This window comes from Agrobacterium sp. OT33, from assembly GCF_017313365.1.
Classification (GTDB): Bacteria; Pseudomonadota; Alphaproteobacteria; order Rhizobiales; family Rhizobiaceae; genus Agrobacterium; species Agrobacterium rhizogenes_A.
The window spans coordinates 1-21,703 of sequence record NZ_JAFLMZ010000001.1 but is presented as its reverse complement, the minus strand read 5'-3'; the positions used below and the strand labels follow the sequence as shown (position 1 = coordinate 21,703).

Sequence of the window (21,703 nt, the reverse complement as noted above, 5' to 3'; positions counted from 1 at the left end):
ATTTTCTCTTTTGTCGGAACATTTTGATATTTCGCAGGTTGCCCAAACACAGCTTCGCTCCTATGGTCCGCTCACACGGTTTCTAGGAGCGGTAACCCGCTGCAAAAAGGAGTAAAAACCATGGCCTTCGAACTTCCTGAACTCCCCTACGACTACGACGCGCTTGCACCCTACATGTCGCGCGAGACGCTCGAGTTCCATCACGACAAGCACCACAAGGCATATGTCGACAACGGCAACAAGCTGGCTGCCGAAGCCGGTCTTTCCGACCTGTCGCTCGAAGAAGTCGTGAAGAAGTCCTTTGGCACCAATGCCGGTCTCTTCAACAACGCTGCCCAACACTACAACCACGTTCATTTCTGGAAGTGGATGAAGAAGGGCGGCGGCGGCAACAAGCTGCCGGGCAAGCTCGAGCAGGCGATTGCTTCCGATCTCGGTGGCTACGACAAGTTCAAGGCTGATTTCATCGCCGCCGGCACCACCCAGTTCGGCTCCGGCTGGGCATGGGTTTCCGTCAAGAACGGCAAGCTCGAAATCTCCAAGACCGCAAACGGCGAAAACCCGCTGGTTCACGGTGCAGAGCCGATCCTCGGTGTCGACGTCTGGGAGCACTCCTACTACATCGACTACCGCAACCTGCGTCCGAAGTACCTCGAAGCCTTCGTTGATAACCTCATCAACTGGGACTACGTCCTGGAGCGTTACGAAGCCGCTGCCAAGTAAGCTTGGCGAACGGAATTTTTTGAACACCCGGCCTTTGTGCCGGGTGTTCTGCTTTTGGGGCATGCCGTTCCGGCCGCTTGTCACAAGCCTGTCATCAGCCGGGTTTATCGCGGCGCATCATGACTGAAAAAAGCAAGCCTCTCTTCTCCTTCGGCATCGTTGCCGATCCCCAATATGCCGATGCCGATCCCCGCCCGGACATGGGCCGTTATTATGCCGAAAGCGTCAAAAAGCTCTCCGAAGCGGTGGCCGCCTTCAACGAAGAGGACCTCGCCTTTGTGGTGACGCTCGGCGACATCATCGACCGTGGCTTCGACAATTTCGATGCCATCCTCAGCGTTTATGACGGGCTTCGCCACCCCTCGGTCCTGTTGCCGGGTAATCATGATTTTTCAGTTGCACCTGAACATCTGACCGCCATCCATGCCCGCCTTGGCATGCCCGCCCCCTGGCATGACTTCGCCATCGGCAATGTCCGCTTCGCCGTGCTCGATGGCAACGAGGTCAGTCTCTTCGCCCCGCCGCCCGGCGATCCGCGTCGTGCACTTGCGCAGGAGCGTCTGAAGCAGCTGCAGGAAGCGGGCGCGATCAATGCGCAGGACTGGAATGCATCGCTGAGCGACGAGCAGTTCGAATGGCTGCGAAACGTCCTGCAAACGGCGGATGCGGCGGGCGAAAAAGTGATCGTGCTGTGCCACTATCCGCTTTATCCGCAAAACGCTCATAACATGTGGGATGCGCCGCGCATTCTCGACCTTCTCGGCGCCCATGCGTCGGCCGTCGCATGGTTCAATGGCCATAATCACGAAGGCAATTACGGTGTGCTGGGCAACACCCACTTCGTCAATTTCAAGGGCATGGTGGATACGCCCGACCAGAACACCTTCGCCATCGCCGATGTTTTCGAAGACCGGATCGTCATTCGCGGTTTCGGGCGCGAGGAGGATCGCCTCTTACGGCTGTGAGGATGGATTGCCCGGCTGGTTGCTCTGCCAGCCGCTCATCCACAACTGCCGCAGCTTTTCACCTTCCAGCTTGAAAAAGCTGCCGGTGCTTTCGCAGGTCAAAACCCGGTCAGAGCGGAAGTTGCGGATCGCCTGCCGTAATTCGCACCAGCCGACGATATTCACCGTTTCCGAATAATAGATCACGGCAATCGGCCGAATCCGCCGTTCCGTCTGCGCGCCGCTTTCATCCCGATAGCGGATTTCCAGTCTTTCCTCGTCGCGCACCGCGCGCCTGACTGTGGCAAGGTCGATGCCGACAGGTGCTGGCGCGATGCTGCCCCAGGCATGCAGGGCATTGGCCGACAGGGTTTTGGACAGGGGTTCGGGCAGGGAGGCGGCAATCTTGTCGCTCGCCTTTTTCGCTGCCTGCCGCAATTCGGTATCACTGGAGCGGCCGACCATGGCGAGTGCGAGCACGATCGCCTCGGTCTCTTCGATGGAAAACATCAGCGGCGGCAGGCTGAAGCCGGGGCGCAGAATATAACCGACGCCGCGCTCGCCTTCGATGGGCACGCGCATGGTCTGGAGGGCGGCTATGTCGCGATAGACCGAACGGGCCGTCACCTCCAGCTTTTCGGCAATCGTCTGGGCGGTAACGGGCCGACGCGCCAGCCGCAGGATCTGGATGATCTCGAACAGTCTCGAAGCCTTGCGCATTGCCGCTTTTCCCTGTGGCTCCCCACGCAACTGACACAACGCTGTCAGTTGGCTTTTCCTATAAAGGACAAAACACATTGAGAAACATGCACTTTCCCGAATGTGCCATGAACCGTCCTGGGAGATACTGACATGAGTTACGCCGAAAATCTCTGGCTTTTCTTTCTGGTCCTGTTCGGCATCATCATCCTGCCGGGCATGGACATGCTGTTCGTGCTGGCAAGCGCGCTGACGGGCGGCAAGAGAACCGGCCTTTCCGCCGCAAGCGGCATGAGCGCCGGCGGCATCGTGCATTCGCTTTATGGCGCGGCCGGCGTTGGCCTGCTCGCCGCCTGGATGCCGTCGCTGTTCCTGCCGCTTCTCATTGCCGGCGCTGCCTATATGGTCTGGATCGGCATCGGCCTGATGCGCAGCGCCATCGTGGTGAATGGCGAGGAGGCGCAGGCGAGCGCCTCTGTGAGAAAGGCGTTCTGGCGGGCGGTGCTGACCTGCCTTTCCAACCCGAAGGCCTATCTGTTCATGATGGCCATCTATCCGCAATTCCTAAAACCGGCCTATGGCCCGATCTGGATGCAGGGGATGGTCATGGGCGCGATGGTGGCGGTGACGCAGTTTACCGTCTATGGCACGCTGGCGCTGACGGCGGATAAAAGCCGGCAATGGCTGGTGTCCTCGCCCGGCGCCACGATCTTCATCGGCCGCGCCGCCGGTTTCATGCTGATTGCCGCAGCCCTGCTGACACTTTGGGAAGCCCTGTCCTAGACTTCTGTTTTCACGATAAAATTCACCGCAATGTGACTTCTTTTCGCCATCCGGAAAGGGCATCCTCCCGCCGTTCCATCAAGCGTCCGGCACCCGGCCGGAATCAAGGAGAGAATGTATGAAACTGAAAACCATCGCGGCGGCCATGCTTTTCGGCTGTCTTTGCGCCGGAGCGGTCTATGCTGCCGGCGAAGTCGAAAAACGTGAAGGCATGATGAAGCAGATCGGTGGTTCCATGGGGGCGCTTGCCGCCATCTCCAAGGGCCAGAAGCCGTTCGATGCCGAAGCCGTCAAGGCTGCCGTGACGACCATCAGCACCAATGCCAAGGCTTTCCCCGAACAGTTTCCCGCCGGCACCGAGACCGGCAGTGCGGCGGCCCCCGCCATCTGGGAAAATTTCGAAGACTTCAAGGCCAAGGCGGCCAAGCTCGGTGCTGATGCCGATACGGTTCTTGCCAATCTCCCCACCGATCAGGCGGGCGTCACCACCGCCATGCAGACGCTCGGCGCCGATTGCGGCACCTGCCACCAGACCTATCGTCTGAAGAAGTAAGTCTCGAATTTCAAAACGCCGCTTCCCGGCGGCGTTTTTTCACTTTGAAAGACACCTGACCAGCTCGGGTGAGAATGGGGAGAGGGGTATGTCTTCCATCTGGACGAAGCTTGTGGGCGGGGCCGTGATCGCAGCCATTGCCGGCTACGGCATTTTCGCCTGGGTCACCGCGCCGGAACGTCAGGCGCCCAGCCATTGGGTCAGCCTCGGCGAACCGGATCTGGCCAATGGCGAAACGTTGTTCTGGGCGGGTGGTTGCGCAAGCTGTCACGCCGCACCTGACGCCAGCGGCGATGCGCTGTTGACGCTCGCCGGTGGACAGGCGTTGAAAAGTCCCTTCGGCACCTTCCATGTGCCCAATATTTCCTCCGATCCGCAGCACGGTATCGGCGGCTGGACGCTGGCGGAATTCGGCGATGCCATGACGCGCGGGGTGGGAAAGAACGGCGAACATCTCTACCCGTCCTTCCCCTACGCCTCCTATGCGCGCATGACGCAAAAGGATGTCAACGACCTCTTCGGTTATCTGAAAACCCTGCCGGCCAGCCAGAATGACGCGCCGGATCACGACCTGCCATTCCCCTTCAACCTGCGCATGGCGCTTGGCGGCTGGAAGTTCCTCTATTTCGAAACCGCAGCGAGGCCGCGCGTCGAGCTTGCCAATGCCAATGCCGAATTGCTGCGCGGCCAATATCTGGTGGAAGGGCCGGGCCATTGCGGCGAGTGTCATACGCCGCGTGACGCGCTTGGCGGTTTCCTGAACGACAAGTGGCTGGCCGGCGGCCCCAACCCGGAAGGCGAGGGCCGTATCCCCGATATCACGCCCGGTTCCGAAAGCATCGGCGCCTGGACGACGGCCGATATTGCCGGCTATCTGGAGACCGGCTTCACCCCTGAATTCGACAGCGTCGGCGGCTCCATGGTCAAGGTGCAGCAGAACATGGCGCATCTGACCGCCGAAGACCGCAATGCGATTGCCGCCTATCTGAAGGCGATCCCGTCTCGGTAGAGAGTTTGAAGTTACCCTCCGTCATACCGGCCTTGAGCCGGTATCCAGTCAGCCCAAGTCCTTGGGCTGAGAGAGCTTTTTCGTCCTACGGACGCAGGTCGGCGGGATTCCGGCTCAAGGCTGGAATGACGGGAGAGTGTTTTTTCGTTCCAGTTTCTCACGCGAGGACGTTGACTGAGGTGCGTTGCCGGCAGTGCCAACATCTCGCCGCCATTGACTCCCGCACCCACCCGGCGGATAACATCTGCGTGATGGTTCCTTCCGGGCGTTCCGGAAGGTGAAAAGGGAACACGATAGGGAGCAATCCTCATTCGTGGCTGCCCCCGCAACTGTGAGCGGAGAGCCTGAAACGAAATGCCACTGGCAAGCCATCTCGCCCCCATTCAAGGCGAGGGCGATGCCGGGAAGGTGTTTCAGGTTTTGACCCGTAAGCCAGGAGACCTGCCATCACGGAAATGTCCATGCCGGCGGGGTGTCCGGAAGAGCGGAATGTCAGGGTCGTCGGTTCGGTGCCCCTGTTTCAGTCTCGTATCCCCGTGGTGAAGTGTATCATATGCGGCTGCGCGGCTTTTTGCCGTTCGGCCGCGTCTTATGGCGCGGGGTCGCGCCGGGAGAGGGGTCACCATGTCCATCCAGCAGAATACGGCCAATGCTGCCGTTTCAGCAAAAACGGGCAGCTTCGCGCAATCGCTGACGGCGATCGTGCTGGGTCTGTTCGTTGTCGGTTTTGTCGGCTTTTCCCACGTGGAAGCCGTTCACAATGCCGCGCATGACACGCGTCATGCCAATGCCTTCCCCTGCCATTGAGGGGAAACGACATGTCATTTTTTCGCAATATCGTTTTTACCGCCGTTCTGGTCGGCATCGTTGGCGGTTTAGCCGTCTCGGCCATGCAGGCTTTCGGCACCACGCCACTCATCCTTCAGGCGGAAACCTTTGAAAGCGCTGGCGGCGAAGCGGCCCACAGCCATGATGCGGCAGCACCCGGCGCTGCGGTTCCCGCCCATGAGCATAATGACGAGGCCTGGGCTCCGGCCGATGGTTTCGAACGCACCGCCTATACCGTTGCCGCCAATGTGCTGACGGCCATCGGTTACGCGCTTGTTCTGACCGGTCTTATCTCGCTGCGTGGCACCGAAGCCGGCTGGCGCGAAGGTCTTCTGTGGGGCGTTGCCGGTTTTGCCGCCGTCATGCTCGCACCGATGATCGGCCTGCCGCCGGAATTGCCGGGAAGCCCGGCCGCAGCACTTGAGGCACGGCAGATCTGGTGGCTCTCGACGGTTGCCGCAACCGCGGGCGGCATTGCGCTGATCGCGTTTCGCCGCGAGCCCTGGGCCATCGTTTTGGCTCTGGTGCTGATCGTCGCGCCGCATGTGGTGGGCGCACCGCTGCCGCCGGAAGGCGAACATGCGCTGGCGCCGCTGCCGCTGGAACGGCAGTTCATCGTTGCCGCCACCATCACCAGCTTCGTTTTCTGGGCGCTGCTTGGTACATTGAGCGCGTTTTTCCTGAAACGCTTCCAGTCGGCTTGAAACCATGCAGGACGCAGCGGAGTGGAGTGACGAACTCGATGCGCTGCGTTTTGCCGTTCCCGGTCACGGCGCTTTCTGCGCCGTGCACCGCCTTGCCTTCAAGGCCGCTCTGGGCCCAAGCCCTGATCGTGATGCGGCGCTTGCCTATTTTTACGACCACGAGGCTGCCTTTGCCGCTGCGGCACTCGCCAAGATCAAACGTTCAAACTTGCCCGCCGGCCACAGCCTGCATTTGAACAGCCGCGATATCCGCCGCGCGATTGCCGGCGAGGGACCGGAGTTTGCGGCGCGTGTGTGCCGGGTGCTTGACCGGCACTGACTGGCCTGATGCTCGCACTTCCGTCATACCGGCCTTGAGCCGGTATCCAGCCAGCCCAGGTCCCTGGGCTGAAAAGACTCTTCTCGCCGCGCAGACGCGCGTCGGCTGGATTCCGGCTCAAGGCCGGAATGACGGGGAAGTGGAGAGATTGTACGGCATCAAGATGGCTACGCCTTACCGATGCTCCGCCGCGAAAATTCCAAGTTCCGCCTCGGCTTCCGGACCAAAGAGGCCGAGGTTTTTCAGAATTTCAACCGCGAAGCTCACCGGTGCGCTGCCGGCGGCCGTGATGATGCCGCCATCGCTGACCGCCTTCGGCTGGTCGCGATAAAGGCCGTCGCCACGATAGGCCGGATAGGCCTTGTGCGAGGCGAGCGAATTGCCGGTATGGGCGACATGGTTCAGGATACCCGTGCCCGCCAGCGCGCTTGCCGCCGCACAGATACCGGCAACCAGCCGGTCCTTTTCGCGAAAGCGCTGCACCAGTCCGCCAAGATCGGCGGCCGTGCCCTTTTCCCAGCTGAGACCGCCGGGAATGACGAGTGCATCGATGTTATCAGGATCAAGCGCGTCATAGGAGGTTTCGGGCGTTACATTCAGCCCGCCCATCGACGTTACCGGCCGCCCGTCCGGGGTGGCATGAACGATCTCGACGCCGAGATAGCTGCGTGCCGCTGCCGCAAGCAGCGCCGGTTCCCAGTCCGCAAAATCCTGCGCCAGCGCAATGGCGATCCGTGTCATGGCCGTCTCCGTCGGTTTTGATCAGGCGATGGACTGCATGTAGCGCATGCCGGTGACCGGGCGCGGCGCGAAATCCATGTTTTCGTAGAAACGATGTGCCGCCACATTGCCGGTCGTGGCGCTGACGGAAAGATAATCGCAGCCCAGCCGCTTGGCGATATCGCGGGCGCGGGAAACCAGATGCTGGCCGGTGCCATGGCCGCGATGGCCGTCACGCACGAAGAGATGGTGCAGTTCAAGCCCGCGCCGGCCTTCCTGCGCCCTGTAGAGCGGCAGAAGCAGCGCGTAGCCGATCAGCGCGCCATCGGCTTCAGCGACAAGACCATGCACCCAGGGCAGGGGGCCGAACAGGTCGCGCTCAAGCTTGGCCGGCGTGATCGCCGCCGCATCGCCGTGATAGGAGGCAAGCAGCGTGATCATCTCGTTAAGCTCGGGCAAATCCGTCTTGCGGGCGCCGCGAATGATGACGACGGGCGGTCTTTCCAGTGTAAGGGAGCTATCTTCGGTCATTTTTTCGGTCCTTTGGTCTTATCTGTGCCGTCAGGACGTTTGAAAACAACAAAGCCGCCTGACGGCGGCTTGTTGACAATATGATCTGTCGAGCCGCCCTTAAAGGTAGGCCCAAAAGTACGAGCAGGAGATGGGTGCGCGTTCGTTGATCATGGCGAATGCAATGCGCCCGAATCCTTAATCTGTCAAGCGGCTTCAATTTGCAAATCGTGCGATTGCTGAAACAATTGCATCTTCCATCCCGGCATCACCGGTGGAATGCCCGGCTCCACCTATGGCAATCAACTCGCTTCCCGGCCATGTGGCGGCAAGGTCATAGGCGGTGACGGGCGGTCCCTGCAGGTCACGCATGCCCTGGATGAGCACGCCGGGAATGCCGGCAAGCAGGCCGGCATTGCGCAGAAGCACGCCGTCTTCCAGCCAGGCCGCATGGTGGAAATAATGGGCGCAGAGACGGGCGCGGGTCAGGATATAATCGCCGCCCCGCCATTTTTCCGGAAAGGCCGAGCTGGCCTCCGCACTGATTGAGCCCGCCTCCCACAAATGCCATTCAAGCGCCGCCATCCGGCGGACGGCCGGGTCAGGATCGTTCAAAAGCTGGAGATACGCGCCGACGGGATCTTCCTTCGGCAGATGATCCGGGATAGCCGCGATGAAACGCCGCCACTGTTGCGGCAGAAACATTGCCAGCCCCTTGTAAAGCCAGTCGATCTCCTTTTGCCGCGTAGTAGTGACGCCAGCCAACACCATCGCGCGCACCCGCTCCGGGTGGCGCTGGGCATAGGCCAGCGCGAGCGTGGCGCCCCAGGAGCTGCCGTAAACCAGCCAGTCATCCACCGAAAGCGCGCAACGGATAGCCTCCATGTCGTCGATCAGGTAATGCGTGGTGTTGTGCGCCAGGCTCTCGCTAGCATTCGGCGTGCTTTTGCCACAGCCGCGTTGGTCGAACTGGATGATGCGGTAGCGGGCGGGATCGAAATAGCGTCTGGCCGTCGCCGAAAGCCCCGAACCGGGGCCGCCATGCAGCAGGATCGCCGGCCTTCCCGCCGGATTGCCGGCAATCGTCACATGCAGCCGGTGACCTTCGGAAACCTCGAGAAAAACAGTCTCGAACGGGGTGATTTCGGGAAATATTTCGGCCATCCGGCATCCCTTCTTCAAGCAGGAGAGAGCGCATACAGGGCGCGGATGACAGTGGAATGTCAGCCCTGTTCCGGATTGTGCCTAGTGTTCGCCGCCGCACATGCCATGGTCGGAAAGCGCACGGATAACGTAGCAATCCTCGATGGAATGGCCATCGCAATGGGCGACGATGCGTTCCAGCTCGTGCTCCAGTTTCCTGAGCTTGGCGATTTTTTCGCGCACATCGGCCAGGTGTTCGGCGGCGATGCGATCCGCGCCCTCGCACGGCATCTGCCGGTGCTGGCTAAGCGCGATCAGCTCGCGGATGGCCTCGATATTCAGCCCGAGATCGCGCGCGTGGCGGATGAAGGCCAGCCTTTCGAGGTCGGACTTTTCATAACGGCGCTGGTTGCCATCGGAACGATCGGCTTCGCGAATGAGGCCCATCTGCTCGTAATAACGGATCGTCGGCACCTTCACGCCGGTGCGTTTCGACAATTCACCGATGGACAGCATGGCTTTCTCCATATCCCGGACGCGGCAGAGGGGCGGGATGGTCCCGCCGCTCATCATCCGATGCTCTAGTCTCTAGAGATATGGTGTTTTCGCCCGCTGTTCAATGGGCCTCAGGCGGCGTCTTCCACACCCAGAGCCTCAGCCAGCGCCTTGAGAACCTCATTCTCGATGGTGGATGCGGCTTCAGGCCGAGCGGAGGCAGTCATTTCAAGGGCAGGCCTGATGGGGGTGGCACCGCTATCGAGGTTCCACAGCGCGGCGGCAAGACCGGCGGAAATGCTGGCGGCGGCCGGCGCAACGGCCGGCGCGACGCTCTCGGCGCTGGAAATGGCGCGGTGCGCCGCCCGGGTCAGCTCCAGCAGGGTCTCTGTGGTGGAGTGGATTTCCCTGCTTTTTGCCGGTTCGAGGCCACGGACCGGAGTGCCGTAATAGCTGCTGGTGGTTGCTGCAATAGTCGTCATGACTGAGTCCCCCTGAGTTCTGATGGGTAGTTCTAGGAACCGAAACATTCGCGAGGATTGTGTCTTGGGGGGCTTGAAGGCAAAATCGTCCTCATATAGTATACCCCCCTATACTATATGAGGTGCTCATGTCCCATACGATCCGCAACAAGGAAAAGCTGCTCGCCCGCATCCGCCGCCTGAAAGGGCAGATGGAGGCGGTGGAGCGTGCGCTTGATGATGCCAAGCCCTGCGGCGAGGTGCTGCAATTGCTGGCTTCGGTGCGCGGCGCGCTTTCCGGCCTGACGGGGGAGGTGATGCAGGAGCATCTGCACGAACATGTGGTGCATGCCGAAAATGAAGACGAGCGGGCGCGGGCGGCGGAAGAGCTGGCCCAGGTGCTGAAAACCTACATCCGCTAGCACGCCCCCCAAAAAAAGTGTCCGCGACTTTGGGAAAGGCCATGCGTGGAACGACTAGCTTGAAGATCGAACAGGATTAGCGACATGACGACGACATCCGAATTCCCTGCCACGACCGGCCACGACCATGTTTTTCTCGGCCAGAACCATGAGCGAAATGAAAAGCGCGTGTGGATGGTGATTGCGCTGACCACCGTGATGATGGTGGCCGAGATTGTCGCCGGCCACTGGTTCGGCTCCATGGCATTGACGGCTGACGGATGGCACATGTCCACCCATGCGGGCGCGATGCTGATTTCGGCGCTGGCCTATCTTTATGCCCGGCGTGAGGCGCGCAACCCGCGCTTCACCTTCGGCACCGGCAAGTTCGGTGATCTCGCAGGTTTTGCCAGTGCCGTCGTGCTGGCGGTGGTGGCGCTGCTGATCGCCGTCGAAAGCGCCATGCGCCTCGTCAGCCCGGTCGAGATCGACTTCAACCAGGCGATCCTCGTCGCCGTCATCGGTCTTGCCGTCAATCTCGTCAGCGCCCTGCTTTTGAAGGATGACCATCATCATGACCACGGGCATGGACACGGCTCGCATGCCCATCACGATCACGGCAGCCACGCGCATCATGGCGACCATGGCGCGGCGAAGGGCGGCAGGGACAATAATCTGCGCGCCGCCTATCTGCATGTGCTGGCGGATGCGCTGACCTCGGTTCTCGCCATCGTCGCGCTGCTGCTCGGCAAATGGAACGGCTGGTCCTTTCTCGACCCGCTGATGGGCATTGTCGGCGGTCTGGTCATCGCCCGCTGGTCATGGGGGCTGGTGCGCTCCACGGCGGCAACCCTGCTCGATGCCGTGCCGCAGACGGAAGATCTGCCGCAGGAAATCCGTGAAAGCGTCGAGACGGAAGAAGATCGCATCACCGACCTGCATGTCTGGCAGGTGGGGCCGGGCCATCATGCCGCCATCGTGGCGATCCAGTCGCAGGCGCCGAAGGCGCCCGATTTCTACAAGCGGAAACTTGCGGCCATACATGAACTGTCGCATGTGACAGTGGAGGTCAGCCCGGCAAGGGCCTGAGAAGAATCGCCTATTCGTATTCGGAATAGGCGCTGCGCACCCACTCGGCCTGTGCTTCCGCCTTGTCCTCGGCGGAAGCCGTCGCCGGCGTATCCTGATAGGCCGGCGCGCTGCCATTGCCCACGGCCCACAACACGTTGGCCAGCGAATGCGAAAGAATGGTGCTGGAAACGGTGGGATTGCCGGGGCCGCGTTTGACGGCCTGCTCCTCCGGCGCGCTTTGCGTGCTGCCGGCTTTTTCGATCTCGCGGATACGTCCCTGATAATTGTATCCGCCGATATTGCTTTCGATCTGCATGTCGGTGATTCCGCGTTCAAAAGTTAACGAAGGGTTAACGGCGGCGACTTGTCTGAAACTTGCGCTTGCTGCGTTGCAGCGACTGTCGAGGGTTGACAGCCGGCGAAGTAGTGCTTCGTTTTTGCATAGTGAAGACGGGGCAGGAGGTGATTGCCAGCTTTGTCCCTCGCGGCATTGCAGTCCGGTTTAAATTTCTGGCGCCGTGAATACCTCACTCCCGTCATTCCGGCCTTGAGCCGGAATCCAGCCGACGCGCGTCTGCGCGGCGAGAGAGTCTTTTCAGCCCAAGGACTTGGGCTGGCTGGATACCGGCTCAAGGCCGGTATGACGGAAAGAGGAAATCTCGCGGACGCGGCCAATCCGTCCGGTGCCGGATTACGCCGTTTCCTTCTCCACCGGCATAACCGTTTCCTGGAGCTTCTCCGGCTTCTCCGCCGCTTCCGCCTCCGCCTCAACCTCCTGCGGCGCTGGTGTCACCATCGCCGCCACCAGCGTATCGAGGCCGATCGAGCCGACAGCCTTGCCATCCTCATCAACCACATGCGCCTGCGTCTCGTTGGCCTCCGACATGTCGCGGGCAATGGTTTCCAGCGTCGCGTTTTCTGGCACCGGCATGCCTTCCGGCTTGCTGTCCAGCGGCTCCATGACGGTGGTGGCCTGAAGCACGCGGCCGCGATTGACATCGCGCACGAAGTCGGTGACGTAGCCATCGGCAGGGGAGAGAATGATGCTCTGGCCGTCGCCCTGCTGCACCACTTCGCCGTCCTTCAGAATGGCGATGTGGTCGCCCAGCCGCAAAGCCTCGTCCAGATCGTGGGTGATGAACACGACGGTCTTCTTCAGCTCCTGCTGCAGATCGAGCAGCATGGTCTGCATGTCGACGCGGATCAGCGGATCGAGCGCCGAATAGGCTTCGTCCATCAGCAGAATATCGGCGTCATTGGCAAGTGCGCGGGCAAGGCCCACACGCTGCTGCATGCCGCCGGAAAGCTGGTTCGGATAATAATCCTCGTAACCGGCAAGGCCGACGCGCTCCAGCCAGTAACGGCCCTTTTCCTCGCTCTTGCTGCGCGGCACGCCCTGGATGTCGAGGCCGTAGACGCTGTTTTCCAGCACCGTGCGGTGTGGCAAGAGGCCGAATTTCTGGAATACCATCGCCGTCTTGTGGCGGCGGAATTGCCTGAGCGCCGAGGTGCTCATGCCGCAGATATCCTCGCCGTCATAAAGAACCTCACCCGCTGTCGGGTCGATCAGCCGGTTGATGTGGCGGATGAGCGTCGACTTGCCGGAGCCGGAAAGACCCATGACGACGGTGATCTTGCCGCCCGGCATGGTGATGTTGATGTTGTTGAGGCCAAGCACGTGGTTGTGTTTGTCGTTCAGCTCCACCTTGTCCATGCCGGATCGCACCGCTTCGAGATATTTCTCGGGATGCTTGCCGAAGATCTTGTAAAGATTCTTGATTTCGATGCTTTTAGCCATGGGAGACCTCGCGGTACTTCTGCAGGCGCTTGCCAAAAGCCTGGCTTGCCCGGTCGAACATGATGGCGATGGCGACCAGAGCGAAACCGTTCAGGAAGCCCACCGTGAAGAACTGGTTGTTGATGGCCTGCAGCACGTTCTTGCCGAGCCCGCCGACACCGACCATGGAGGCGACGACGACCATGGCGAGCGCCATCATGATGGTCTGGTTGATGCCGGTCATGATGGTGGGCAGCGCCAGCGGCAGCTGCACGTTGAACAGCTTCTGGCCGTTGGAGGAGCCGAAGGCATCGGCCGCTTCCAGCACTTCCCGGTCCACCAGGCGAATGCCGAGGCTGGTCAGGCGAATGACGGGCGGAATGGCATAGATCACCACTGCGATCAGGCCCGGAACCTTGCCGATGCCGAAAATCACCACCACGGGGATGAGATAAACGAAGCTGGGCAGGGTCTGCATCACGTCGAGCACGGGATTGATGAGGCGTTGCAGGCGTTCGGAACGACCCATCAGGATGCCGAGCGGCAGGCCGATGACGATGGCGATCAGGGTGGCGATGGCGACGATGGACAGTGTCGTCATGGCGTCTCGCCAGAGGCCGACCGCGCCGATCATCAGCAGGGAAATGGCGGTGCCGCCGGTGATCTTGAAGCTGCGCCCGGCCAGATGCACGATGGCGAGAATGACCAGCATCGTGATGATCCACGGGGTCTGGATGAACAGCCGCTCCGAGGAATTGAGGAAGAGCTGCAGCGGATGCACGACGACGTCGATCGCATCGCCATAGTTGCGCACGATATCGCGAAACCCGTCATCGATGGTCTTGCGTGCCACACGCATCGTGGAGTTGTCGATGGCCGGGAACTTGCAGAGCAGGTCCGGCAGGTAATTGCAGAGGGCCATTATTGTTGTTTTCCCTTTGGGTTATTGGGGATGGTGCGGCGGGCGACGGAGGCTGGGATACCCCCCTCTGTCCTGCCGGACATCTCCCCCTCAAGGGGGGGATCGGCAGGGCGCACCCTTTTCCAATTCTCAACGTTTGTGATGGGCGATACCCCGCCGCAGGTCGATCTCCCCCCTTGAGGGGGAGATGCCCGGCAGGGCAGAGGGGGGTAAGCGGCTTGCGCCGACTCCCCCATCAACCAATCACATCGAAGCCTTGATCTTCTCCGCCACCTCGGCCGGAACCCACTTCGTCCAGATGTCCTCGTGGTTTTCGAGGAAATATTCCGCGCCATCCTCGTTGGTGCCCTGGTTCTCATCCATCCAGGCAAGGATTTCGGCGACCATCTTGTTGTCCCAGTTGCGGGCCTTGATGTAGTCCATCGTCACCCCGGCCTTGCCTTCGAAATCCTTGGTGATGACGGTGTAGACATCGGCCACCGGATAGGCGTTGACCCTGGGGTCGGCGCAATCGACCTTGGCGGTGCACTCGTCGAAATGGGCGCGGTCGAGTTCGACGCCGTCATCCAGCTTCACCATCTCGTATTTGCCGAGAATGGCGGTGGGCGACCAGTAATAACCGAGCCAGCCCTGCTTCTTTTCGAATGCATTGGCGATGGAGCCGTCAAGGCCGGCGGCGGAGCCGGTATCGACCAGCGTGAAGCCCTTTTTGTCGCCTTCGCGTGCCTTGTAGAGATTGGTGGTGGTCACCTGGCAGTTCCAGCCGGAGGGGCAATTGTGCACGGCGCCCTTGCTGGCGTCCTCCGGAGCGGGGAAGAGCTCGGGATGCTTCAGCGCATCCTCGACGGTCTTGATGTCGGGATGTTCATCGGCGATGAATTTCGGGATCCACCAGCCTTCGATACCGCCTTCGGAAAGAATTTTGGAAGCTTCGATCATACGGCCGTCCTTGACGGCGGCATCGAGCGGCTCGCGCACGGCATTCACCCACAATTCGGGCGCCATGTCCGGCTGGCCCTTTTCGTTCATGGAGGCGAAGGTCGGCATGGTATCGCCGCTGACGACATTGACCGTGCAGTCATAGCCGTTTTCCATGATGAACTTGTCGACGTAAGCTGCGACACCGGCGGATGCCCAGTTCATTTCGGCGATGGAGATGCTGCCGCACGCTTCGGCGGCATTGGCGGAATGTGCTGCACCGGCAGCGATGGTAAAGCCCGTTACGAGAATGGTCGAGGCCAGGAGTTTCTTCATGGTGTAAGACCCCCAAGTCTGATGCAGTGTTTTCAGTTGGCAAAGCGGGAGCACTGCAAAGCCCGGATTGCCAAGGGCGAACTGACATGGCGCATGGAAAAGCCGAAAAATCCCGGCAAGAAGAATATCCGCAGAACACGCTGCGGAATTGCCGCAAGAAGAGCGGCGAAAAGGCGCATGAATATGTCAATGAACGGCATAATACGGCCAAAAAGTGATATTGCAACGCGAAATGGCGCATCGCAGCCATGCGTTCGATTTTTGGAACGTTTTCTCATTTGATGTAATACATGAAATATATTCTGATTTTACAGAAATATATTATAAATTTCAGTAAGGTGAAATAAAAATCCTGACGCAGTCAAGTTGGGATTCAAGGAAAAAATAAAGTCGCGATTTTGTGGAAAAAATATTCGAAAAGAGGTTTTGCGAAGGTATTTTTATGCTGTTTCGGTGCGGGCGGCGGCTCTGTCGCCGCCCGTTCCACGGTCAGGCTGTCAAACAGCGTCCTTGCCGGCCACCTTCAGCGCGAAGGCATATTCGAAGGCGATTTCTTCCAGCCGCTGGAAACGGCCGGACTTGCCGCCATGGCCTGCCGCCATGTTGGTCTTGAGCAGGATCGGCGCTTCTCCCGTCGTCTTTTCGCGCAGCTTCGCCACCCATTTGGTCGGCTCCCAGTAGGTCACCCGCGGGTCGGTCAGGCCGGATAGTGCGAGGATCGGCGGGTAAGGCTTCGCACCGACATTGTCATAGGGACTATAGGCAGCGATCCAGCCATATTCCTCCGCCGATTCCAGCGGATTGCCCCATTCGGGCCATTCCGGCGGGGTCAGCGGCAGGGTGTCGTCCAGCATGGTGGTCAGCACATCCACGAAGGGAACGGCAGCGATGATGCCGGCGAATTTTTCCGGCGCCATATTGGCAACGGCCCCCATCAGCATGCCGCCGGCCGAGCCGCCTTCGGCGATGATGCCGTCATAGGAGGTGAAACCTTCCTGAACCAGATGATCGGCAGCGGCGATGAAATCCTTGAAGGTGTTCTGCTTGTCTTCCATCTTGCCGGTTTCGTACCATTCGAAACCCTTGTCCTTGCCGCCGCGAATATGGGCGATGGCATAGATGAAACCACGGTCGGCGAGCGATAGTGTGGTGGTGGAGAAGGAGGCGGGAATGGTGATGCCGTAAGCGCCGTATCCATAGAGCAGGCAGGGGGCGGAACCGTCAAGCGCCACATCCTTGCGGTAAAGCAGCGAGACCGGCACCAGTTCGCCATCATGGGCGGGCGCCATGATGCGGCGCGTGATGTAATCATCCGGATTGTGGCCCGAGGGTACTTCCTGCGTCTTCAGAAGGGTCCGCTCGCGCGTCACCATGTCGTAATCGAACAGCTGGCTCGGCGTCGTCATCGAGGAATAGGAGAAGCGGATGACATCGGTGTCATATTCCGCCGCGCCATGCAGGCCAAGCGAATAGGCTTCCTCGGCAAAGGCGATCGAATGTTCCTCGCCCGTGCGACGATCGCGGATGACGATGCGCGGCAGGCCGTCGCGGCGCTCAAGCCAGATCAGGTGGCGGGCATAGGCATCGACGGAAAGAATGAGACGGCCCGGCTCATGCGGGACGATCTCTTTCCAGTTTTCTTTGCCAGGCGCCGTGACCGGCGCTTCCACAATGCGGAAATCCTTGGCATCGCCATCATTGGTGAGGATGAAGAACACATCGCCGCCTTCGCACATCGAATATTCGATGCCTTCCTCGCGCTCCGCCACCACGGCAGGTTCGGCGGTCAGGTCGCTGGTGGAGAGAAGGCGATATTCGCTGGTTTCATGGTCGTGAATGTCGATGAAGATGAAATCGTCGAGAACCGACGCGCCGACGCCCATGAAGAAGCCGGGATCCTTTTCCTCATAGACCAGCCGGTCGGCCGATTGCGGCTCGCCGATGATGTGATGGAAAACCTTGGAGGGACGATGGTTTTCGTCCTGCAGCGTATAGAAGAAGCTCTTGCCGTCAGGCGCCCAGGCCCCGCCGCCGCCGGTGTTTTCCACGACGTCGGCAAGGTCCTCGCCGGTTTCGAGGTTGCGGATGCGCAGGGTGAAATATTCCGAGCCCTTGTCGTCGTAACCCCAGATGCCGTAGCTGTGATCGGAAGACTGGTCGAGGCCGGACAGGCGGAAATAATCCTTGCCTTCGGCCTCCTTGTCGCCGTTCAGAAGCACGTGTTTTTCGCCGCCATCGCGCGGTGTGCGGAAATAATGCGGCTGCTCGCCGCCGGTCACGAACAATGTGCCATAGGCATAGGGGCCGTCTCTTACCGGAACGGAGGAATCATCCTGCTTGATGCGGCCCTTCATCTCCGTAAACAGCTTTTCCTGAAGTGCCCCGGTGTCGCCCATCGCCGCTTCCATATAGGCGTTTTCCGCCTCCAGATGGGCGCGGATCGCGGGGTCGAGAATGGATGTGTCCTTGAACATGGCCTGCCAGTTATCGGCCCGGAACCATGCGTAATCGTCGGTGCGGGTAATGCCGTGATGCGTGTCCTGAACAGGCCGTTTTTCGGCGGTCGGGGCGGCGGGCAGGTTCTTGAAAATCGGCAAGGGAAACTCGCTTTCCTGTAAAAATTCTTGGGCGGCACCAAGATGTAGAGCGGGCCTTGCGGCCGATCAAGTTTCAAATCTCCACAGGCGGAATGCAGCTCGGGCACAATTTCGTCAGCTTTCGATCACATTTTGGCAATATCCGGCAAATCAGCGATGATGCGCTCAGGTCGCCCGGCCTGCCGCAATCACCAAGAACAAACGAAAAAACTGACAGGATCCCATGCGAAAGCTTCTTCCCGCTGCCCTTTCTGCCTTTTTCCTCGGCTTGCAGGCCTTTACCCCCGCTTTCGCGATCGACGCCAGCGTCATGCGGCAGCTGAATGCGCTCGCCCCCGAAGAGCGTCTGGAACAGCGCTGCGATATCGAGGCGATGGAGAGGATAGCGACGGAGCAGAAGGGCATGCGGCCGGACAAGGTCATCGCTTATACCTTCGGCGATCCGGAAGTTGGCAAGAACTCCATCAAGGCGCCGGGCGCGGTCTTCAGAAGTTCCGGCGAATGGTACAAGCTCAAATACAAGTGCCAGCTGAAGAGCGACAGCCTCAGCATCCAGTCCTTCGATTACCGCGTTGGCGACCGGATTCCCGAGGAGCAGTGGAAGAAGTTGTATCTTTATGACTAAGCAAGGATTTTTTCGGTTGCGGGCAGGGGTTTAGCCGCCGCTTTTCTTGCCGCTCCGCCACCGGCTCTGTAACCCTGCCTGCCGATCAAAGCGAGGGAGACGGGCATGGCGACACGATTCAAGGGACTTTCGGCTTTTCCGATCACGCCGGCCGATGAGGCCGGGCGGGTGGACACGCAGGCTTTCTCCGCGCTGATCGAGCGGCTGGATGCGGCGGCGGTCGATTCTGTCGGCATTCTCGGCAGCACCGGCATCTACATGTATCTCACGCGGGAAGAGAGACGCCGCGCCATCGAGGCGGCAGCCGCCATCCTCAGGGGCAAGCGCATCTTGATGGCCGGCGTCGGCGCATTGCGCACCGATGAGGCGGTGGCGCTAGCGAAGGATGCGGAAGCGGCCGGCGCCGATGCGCTGCTGCTCGCACCCGTCTCCTACACGCCGCTGACGCAGGAAGAGGCCTATCACCATTTCGCCGCCGTGGCCGGCGCGACGGCCCTGCCGCTTGCCATCTACAACAACCCGACGACAACCCGCTTTACCTTCAGCGACGAGCTTCTGGTGCGGCTTGCCTATATCCCCAATATCCGCGCCATAAAGATGCCGCTGCCTGCCGATTCCGATTATGCCGGTGAGCTTGCGCGGCTGAGACCGAAGCTGTCGGATGATTTCGCCATTGGTTACAGCGGCGACTGGGGCTGCGCCGACGCCACGCTTGCCGGCGGCGACACCTGGTACAGCGTGGTTGCCGGCCTGCTGCCGGTTCCGGCCCTGCAATTGATGCGGGCGGCTCAGGCCAAGAATGCGGAAGAGGCAAAGAGGATCGATGCGGCCTTCCAGCCGCTCTGGGCGCTGTTCAAGGAATTCGGCAGCATCCGTGTGGTTTACGCCGCCGCCAACATCCTGCAATTGACGGCGTGCGAACCGCCCCGGCCGATCCTGCCGCTCACCAGCGCGGAACGCCAGCGGGTGGAAGAGGCGCTGGACGCCCTGTCCGCGCTGGAAACCGCGCCATAATTCGGGCGCTTTGCGGGCGGATTGCCACGTCCTTACACTTCGGAAAACCAAAAATGCTGCGTCGCCTCTTCATTGCCGCCCTGTTAGTCTCTGCCTCATCTGCTGCGTTCGCGGGCACCGGCCTCGTTGAGCCGACGCTGAAGATGACGCCGCAGCATGACGGCAAGGTGCGGGTGGCGATGACGCTGGATGCCTGCATGGGCAAGACCGATCACCGCATTCTCGATACGCTGGTGAAGGAGCGCATTCCGGCAACGATCTTCGTCACCGCCCGCTGGCTGAAACACAATGGCGAGGCGCTCGCCGTGCTCATGGCGCATCCGGATTTGTTCGAGATCGAAAACCACGGCGAAAACCATGTGCCGGCGGTGGACAGGCCGGTTTCCATCTACGGCATCGCCGCCGCCGGTTCGGAAGCGGCGGTCGAGCAGGAAGTGGAGGGTGGCCGCCGGGCGATCGTCGCCGCCACCGGTCTCCAGCCGCAATGGTTCCGTGGTGCGACGGCCAAATACACCAGGTCCTCCATGGCCACCATCAACCGGCTCGGCATGCGGGTGGCCGGTTATTCCGTCAATGGCGATGGCGGCTCGCTGCTGGGTGCGGCGATGACGGCAAAACACATCGCCTCTGCCAGGGATGGCGATGTCATCATCTCCCACATCAACCAGCCCACCCATGAGGCGGGCGAAGGCGTGGTGAAAGGCCTTCTGGCGCTGAAGGCGCGCGGCGTCATCTTCGCCCGGCTGGACGACCCATCCTTCGCGCCGCCGGGGAACTGACCCGCAAGGTTGCCGCCCATTTCTTCTCCCCCCTCGGGGAGAAGAAATATGCCGTACTCGCTCGGTCCTGAAGCGACGCAGGCGAAAAGAACCGATGGCATCCCCACATCCACGCCCGTTTTTCGGCGGCGCAGACCCGAAAATTGCGCTAGCATCCTCCCATGATGCTGTTCAAACGCCCCGACACCGAAACGCTATATTCCGCCCTTGTGAACAAGGACCCCGCCTATGAAGGCGTGGCCTATGTCTGCGTGACCTCGACCAAGATTTTCTGCCGCTTCACCTGCACGGCCAGAAAACCGAAGATCGAAAACTGCCGGTTCCGCGAAACCATTGCCGAATGCCTGGAGGCCGGTTTCCGTCCCTGCAAGCGCTGCAAGCCGATGTTGTCCTACGGCACCGCCGACGAGACCGTCTCTTCGCTTCTGACGGCGCTGGAAAACGAGCCGGCGCGCCGCTGGCGAGAGGAGGATGTGGTGGCGCTCGGCCATGATCCCTCCACCGTGCGCCGCAGCTTCAAGCGTCGTTTTGGCATGAGCTTTCTGGAAATCGCCCGGCTGCGGCGGCTGGGTGATGCGGTCACGGGTCTTGCCTCCGGTGAAGCGGTGATCGGTGCGCAGATCGATGCCGGTTACGAATCCGGCAGCGGCTTCCGCGCCGCCATCAACCAGTTCTTCGGTGCCTCGCCCGCCGCCATGAAGGGCAGGGGCTTCCTGAGGGGCGACTGGATCGACACGCCGATCGGGCCGATGCTGGCCGTTGCCGATGACCATGCCCTGCATCTCCTCGAATTTGCCGACCGGCCGGCGCTCCCGGCCGAGTTGAAACGGCTGAAGGCCCGCACGGGCGCCGACATGGTGCTGGGCAGGACGGCGGTGACCGGCCAGATCGCGGCGGAACTTGCCGCCTATTTCGCCGGCAGTTCGGCCATATTCGAAACCCGGCTTGCCGGTCACGGCACGCCCTTCGAACGCGATGTCTGGCGCAACCTGCGGGAAATCCCGGCGGGAGAGATCGTCAGCTACTCCTCCCTCGCAACCACCATGGAACGACCGTCGGCCGTGCGCGCGGTCGCCCGCGCCAATGGTGCCAACCAGATCGCCATCGTCGTTCCCTGCCATCGGGTGCTGGGCGCGGATGGCAGCCTCACCGGCTATGGTGGAGGCCTGTGGCGGAAAAAATGGCTGATCGAGCACGAGCGCCGCATGGTGAGCGCGCAGGGGAAGGTGCAGGGACTGCCGCTCGCTTCCTGAGCAGCCTGGGGGCTGGTTTTCGGGAGGTTGTCCGTTGACGGTGGTGCGTGGGGCTTACCCCCCTCTGCCCTGCCGGGCATCTCCCCCTCAAGGGGGGAGATCGACAAGCGGTTAGGTTT

The 21,703-nt window shown here is 60.9% G+C and carries 25 protein-coding genes and 1 riboswitch; of the genes, 14 read left to right on the top strand and 11 right to left on the bottom strand.

Annotated features, from left to right (window positions below; translation table 11 throughout):
* Positions 1–120: 120 nt before the first annotated feature.
* Positions 121–723 carry a superoxide dismutase gene (locus JZX88_RS00125; RefSeq protein WP_065115131.1) on the top strand — a complete coding sequence of 201 codons (603 nt, stop codon included), beginning with the start codon at positions 121–123 and terminating at the stop codon, positions 721–723.
* A gap of 119 nt (positions 724–842) precedes the next feature.
* Complete coding sequence (locus JZX88_RS00120; protein ID WP_206912187.1) at positions 843–1,688, top strand: metallophosphoesterase; 846 nt, start codon at positions 843–845, stop codon at positions 1,686–1,688.
* On the opposite strand, the gene JZX88_RS00115 is transcribed toward JZX88_RS00120, so the two are convergent.
* A complete protein-coding gene (locus JZX88_RS00115; RefSeq protein ID WP_206912186.1) occupies positions 1,677–2,387 on the bottom strand; it encodes a YafY family protein in 711 nt (236 codons plus the stop codon). The genes JZX88_RS00120 and JZX88_RS00115 overlap by 12 nt on opposite strands.
* Before the next feature lie 132 nt (positions 2,388–2,519).
* Between JZX88_RS00115 and JZX88_RS00110 the strand changes: the two genes are divergently transcribed.
* The 6 genes from JZX88_RS00110 to JZX88_RS00085 all read left to right on the top strand — a co-directional run bounded on the left by JZX88_RS00110 (position 2,520) and on the right by JZX88_RS00085 (position 6,562).
* Positions 2,520–3,149 carry a LysE family translocator gene (locus JZX88_RS00110; protein ID WP_174030916.1) on the top strand — a complete coding sequence of 210 codons (630 nt, stop codon included), beginning with the start codon at positions 2,520–2,522 and terminating at the stop codon, positions 3,147–3,149.
* Between the two features lie 118 nt (positions 3,150–3,267).
* Positions 3,268–3,702 (top strand): cytochrome c, encoded by a 435-nt coding sequence (locus JZX88_RS00105; RefSeq protein WP_046798595.1) that lies wholly within the window; start codon positions 3,268–3,270, stop codon positions 3,700–3,702.
* An 88-nt stretch (positions 3,703–3,790) separates the two neighbouring features.
* A complete protein-coding gene (locus tag JZX88_RS00100; RefSeq protein WP_065115136.1) occupies positions 3,791–4,711 on the top strand; it encodes a cytochrome c in 921 nt (306 codons plus the stop codon).
* Positions 4,712–4,946: 235 nt separating this feature from the next.
* Positions 4,947–5,175: riboswitch (cobalamin riboswitch) on the top strand.
* A gap of 160 nt (positions 5,176–5,335) precedes the next feature.
* Positions 5,336–5,518, top strand: coding sequence for a CbtB domain-containing protein (locus JZX88_RS00095; protein WP_046798597.1), 183 nt, complete (start codon positions 5,336–5,338; stop codon positions 5,516–5,518).
* Between the two features lie 11 nt (positions 5,519–5,529).
* Positions 5,530–6,243, top strand: a complete 714-nt coding sequence (locus JZX88_RS00090; RefSeq protein ID WP_206912185.1) for a CbtA family protein — start codon at positions 5,530–5,532, stop codon at positions 6,241–6,243.
* 4 nt (positions 6,244–6,247) lie between these two features.
* On the top strand, positions 6,248–6,562 hold the full coding sequence (locus JZX88_RS00085; protein WP_206912184.1) for a hypothetical protein: 315 nt from the start codon (positions 6,248–6,250) through the stop codon (positions 6,560–6,562).
* A 174-nt stretch (positions 6,563–6,736) separates the two neighbouring features.
* On the opposite strand, the gene JZX88_RS00080 is transcribed toward JZX88_RS00085, so the two are convergent.
* From JZX88_RS00080 to JZX88_RS00060, 5 genes are all read right to left on the bottom strand, one after another.
* Positions 6,737–7,303 carry a type 1 glutamine amidotransferase family protein gene (locus tag JZX88_RS00080; RefSeq protein ID WP_065115139.1) on the bottom strand — a complete coding sequence of 189 codons (567 nt, stop codon included), beginning with the start codon at positions 7,301–7,303 and terminating at the stop codon, positions 6,737–6,739.
* 21 nt (positions 7,304–7,324) lie between these two features.
* Positions 7,325–7,813, bottom strand: coding sequence for a GNAT family N-acetyltransferase (locus tag JZX88_RS00075; RefSeq protein WP_003509304.1), 489 nt, complete (start codon positions 7,811–7,813; stop codon positions 7,325–7,327).
* 195 nt (positions 7,814–8,008) lie between these two features.
* Positions 8,009–8,956 carry a prolyl aminopeptidase gene (gene pip, locus JZX88_RS00070; RefSeq protein WP_206912182.1) on the bottom strand — a complete coding sequence of 316 codons (948 nt, stop codon included), beginning with the start codon at positions 8,954–8,956 and terminating at the stop codon, positions 8,009–8,011.
* An 81-nt stretch (positions 8,957–9,037) separates the two neighbouring features.
* Complete coding sequence (locus tag JZX88_RS00065; protein WP_065116155.1) at positions 9,038–9,451, bottom strand: helix-turn-helix domain-containing protein; 414 nt, start codon at positions 9,449–9,451, stop codon at positions 9,038–9,040.
* A gap of 110 nt (positions 9,452–9,561) precedes the next feature.
* The gene (locus JZX88_RS00060) at positions 9,562–9,912 is read right to left on the bottom strand and encodes a hypothetical protein (protein WP_206912180.1); all 351 of its coding nucleotides are present in this window, start codon (positions 9,910–9,912) and stop codon (positions 9,562–9,564) included.
* Between the two features lie 128 nt (positions 9,913–10,040).
* On the opposite strand from JZX88_RS00060, the gene dmeR reads away from it, so the two are divergent.
* Entirely contained in the window at positions 10,041–10,313 is a 273-nt protein-coding gene (gene dmeR, locus JZX88_RS00055; protein ID WP_003509296.1) for a Ni(II)/Co(II)-sensing transcriptional repressor DmeR, read from the top strand.
* A gap of 84 nt (positions 10,314–10,397) precedes the next feature.
* Entirely contained in the window at positions 10,398–11,381 is a 984-nt protein-coding gene (gene dmeF / locus JZX88_RS00050; RefSeq protein WP_206912178.1) for a CDF family Co(II)/Ni(II) efflux transporter DmeF, read from the top strand.
* A 10-nt stretch (positions 11,382–11,391) separates the two neighbouring features.
* Here the strand turns inward: dmeF and JZX88_RS00045 are convergent, their stop codons facing one another.
* From JZX88_RS00045 to JZX88_RS00025, 5 genes are all read right to left on the bottom strand, one after another.
* Entirely contained in the window at positions 11,392–11,679 is a 288-nt protein-coding gene (locus tag JZX88_RS00045) for a hypothetical protein (protein ID WP_174030926.1), read from the bottom strand.
* 375 nt (positions 11,680–12,054) lie between these two features.
* Positions 12,055–13,161: a glycine betaine/L-proline ABC transporter ATP-binding protein gene (locus tag JZX88_RS00040; protein ID WP_206912171.1), complete on the bottom strand. Its 1,107-nt coding sequence runs from the start codon at positions 13,159–13,161 to the stop codon at positions 12,055–12,057.
* Complete coding sequence (locus JZX88_RS00035) at positions 13,154–14,062, bottom strand: proline/glycine betaine ABC transporter permease (RefSeq protein ID WP_065115145.1); 909 nt, start codon at positions 14,060–14,062, stop codon at positions 13,154–13,156. Before JZX88_RS00035 ends, JZX88_RS00040 begins: the two co-directional genes overlap by 8 nt.
* Positions 14,063–14,305: 243 nt before the next feature.
* Positions 14,306–15,316: an ABC transporter substrate-binding protein gene (locus tag JZX88_RS00030; protein WP_206912169.1), complete on the bottom strand. Its 1,011-nt coding sequence runs from the start codon at positions 15,314–15,316 to the stop codon at positions 14,306–14,308.
* 497 nt (positions 15,317–15,813) lie between these two features.
* Positions 15,814–17,913, bottom strand: a complete 2,100-nt coding sequence (locus JZX88_RS00025; RefSeq protein WP_206912167.1) for a S9 family peptidase — start codon at positions 17,911–17,913, stop codon at positions 15,814–15,816.
* A 223-nt stretch (positions 17,914–18,136) separates the two neighbouring features.
* Here JZX88_RS00025 and JZX88_RS00020 point away from each other — a divergent pair, with 223 nt between their 5' ends.
* The 4 genes from JZX88_RS00020 (at position 18,137) to JZX88_RS00005 (ending at position 21,584) form a co-directional block, all read left to right on the top strand.
* On the top strand, positions 18,137–18,538 hold the full coding sequence (locus JZX88_RS00020) for a DUF930 domain-containing protein (protein WP_003494410.1): 402 nt from the start codon (positions 18,137–18,139) through the stop codon (positions 18,536–18,538).
* A 105-nt stretch (positions 18,539–18,643) separates the two neighbouring features.
* Positions 18,644–19,552, top strand: a complete 909-nt coding sequence (locus tag JZX88_RS00015) for a dihydrodipicolinate synthase family protein (RefSeq protein ID WP_206912166.1) — start codon at positions 18,644–18,646, stop codon at positions 19,550–19,552.
* Positions 19,553–19,605: 53 nt separating this feature from the next.
* Positions 19,606–20,331 (top strand): polysaccharide deacetylase family protein, encoded by a 726-nt coding sequence (locus JZX88_RS00010; RefSeq protein WP_174029005.1) that lies wholly within the window; start codon positions 19,606–19,608, stop codon positions 20,329–20,331.
* A 161-nt stretch (positions 20,332–20,492) separates the two neighbouring features.
* Positions 20,493–21,584 carry a bifunctional transcriptional activator/DNA repair enzyme AdaA gene (locus tag JZX88_RS00005; protein WP_206912165.1) on the top strand — a complete coding sequence of 364 codons (1,092 nt, stop codon included), beginning with the start codon at positions 20,493–20,495 and terminating at the stop codon, positions 21,582–21,584.
* Positions 21,585–21,703: the final 119 nt, after the last annotated feature.

Coding starts and splice junctions, on each gene's coding strand:
- JZX88_RS00125 (WP_065115131.1), top strand. CDS start 121: ATGGCCTTCGAACTTCCTGAACTCCCCTACGACTACGACGCGCTTGCA.
- JZX88_RS00120 (WP_206912187.1), top strand. CDS start 843: ATGACTGAAAAAAGCAAGCCTCTCTTCTCCTTCGGCATCGTTGCCGAT.
- JZX88_RS00115 (WP_206912186.1), bottom strand. CDS start 2,387: ATGCGCAAGGCTTCGAGACTGTTCGAGATCATCCAGATCCTGCGGCTG.
- JZX88_RS00110 (WP_174030916.1), top strand. CDS start 2,520: ATGAGTTACGCCGAAAATCTCTGGCTTTTCTTTCTGGTCCTGTTCGGC.
- JZX88_RS00105 (WP_046798595.1), top strand. CDS start 3,268: ATGAAACTGAAAACCATCGCGGCGGCCATGCTTTTCGGCTGTCTTTGC.
- JZX88_RS00100 (WP_065115136.1), top strand. CDS start 3,791: ATGTCTTCCATCTGGACGAAGCTTGTGGGCGGGGCCGTGATCGCAGCC.
- JZX88_RS00095 (WP_046798597.1), top strand. CDS start 5,336: ATGTCCATCCAGCAGAATACGGCCAATGCTGCCGTTTCAGCAAAAACG.
- JZX88_RS00090 (WP_206912185.1), top strand. CDS start 5,530: ATGTCATTTTTTCGCAATATCGTTTTTACCGCCGTTCTGGTCGGCATC.
- JZX88_RS00085 (WP_206912184.1), top strand. CDS start 6,248: ATGCAGGACGCAGCGGAGTGGAGTGACGAACTCGATGCGCTGCGTTTT.
- JZX88_RS00080 (WP_065115139.1), bottom strand. CDS start 7,303: ATGACACGGATCGCCATTGCGCTGGCGCAGGATTTTGCGGACTGGGAA.
- JZX88_RS00075 (WP_003509304.1), bottom strand. CDS start 7,813: ATGACCGAAGATAGCTCCCTTACACTGGAAAGACCGCCCGTCGTCATC.
- pip (WP_206912182.1), bottom strand. CDS start 8,956: ATGGCCGAAATATTTCCCGAAATCACCCCGTTCGAGACTGTTTTTCTC.
- JZX88_RS00065 (WP_065116155.1), bottom strand. CDS start 9,451: ATGCTGTCCATCGGTGAATTGTCGAAACGCACCGGCGTGAAGGTGCCG.
- JZX88_RS00060 (WP_206912180.1), bottom strand. CDS start 9,912: ATGACGACTATTGCAGCAACCACCAGCAGCTATTACGGCACTCCGGTC.
- dmeR (WP_003509296.1), top strand. CDS start 10,041: ATGTCCCATACGATCCGCAACAAGGAAAAGCTGCTCGCCCGCATCCGC.
- dmeF (WP_206912178.1), top strand. CDS start 10,398: ATGACGACGACATCCGAATTCCCTGCCACGACCGGCCACGACCATGTT.
- JZX88_RS00045 (WP_174030926.1), bottom strand. CDS start 11,679: ATGCAGATCGAAAGCAATATCGGCGGATACAATTATCAGGGACGTATC.
- JZX88_RS00040 (WP_206912171.1), bottom strand. CDS start 13,161: ATGGCTAAAAGCATCGAAATCAAGAATCTTTACAAGATCTTCGGCAAG.
- JZX88_RS00035 (WP_065115145.1), bottom strand. CDS start 14,062: ATGGCCCTCTGCAATTACCTGCCGGACCTGCTCTGCAAGTTCCCGGCC.
- JZX88_RS00030 (WP_206912169.1), bottom strand. CDS start 15,316: ATGAAGAAACTCCTGGCCTCGACCATTCTCGTAACGGGCTTTACCATC.
- JZX88_RS00020 (WP_003494410.1), top strand. CDS start 18,137: ATGCGAAAGCTTCTTCCCGCTGCCCTTTCTGCCTTTTTCCTCGGCTTG.
- JZX88_RS00015 (WP_206912166.1), top strand. CDS start 18,644: ATGGCGACACGATTCAAGGGACTTTCGGCTTTTCCGATCACGCCGGCC.
- JZX88_RS00010 (WP_174029005.1), top strand. CDS start 19,606: ATGCTGCGTCGCCTCTTCATTGCCGCCCTGTTAGTCTCTGCCTCATCT.
- JZX88_RS00005 (WP_206912165.1), top strand. CDS start 20,493: ATGATGCTGTTCAAACGCCCCGACACCGAAACGCTATATTCCGCCCTT.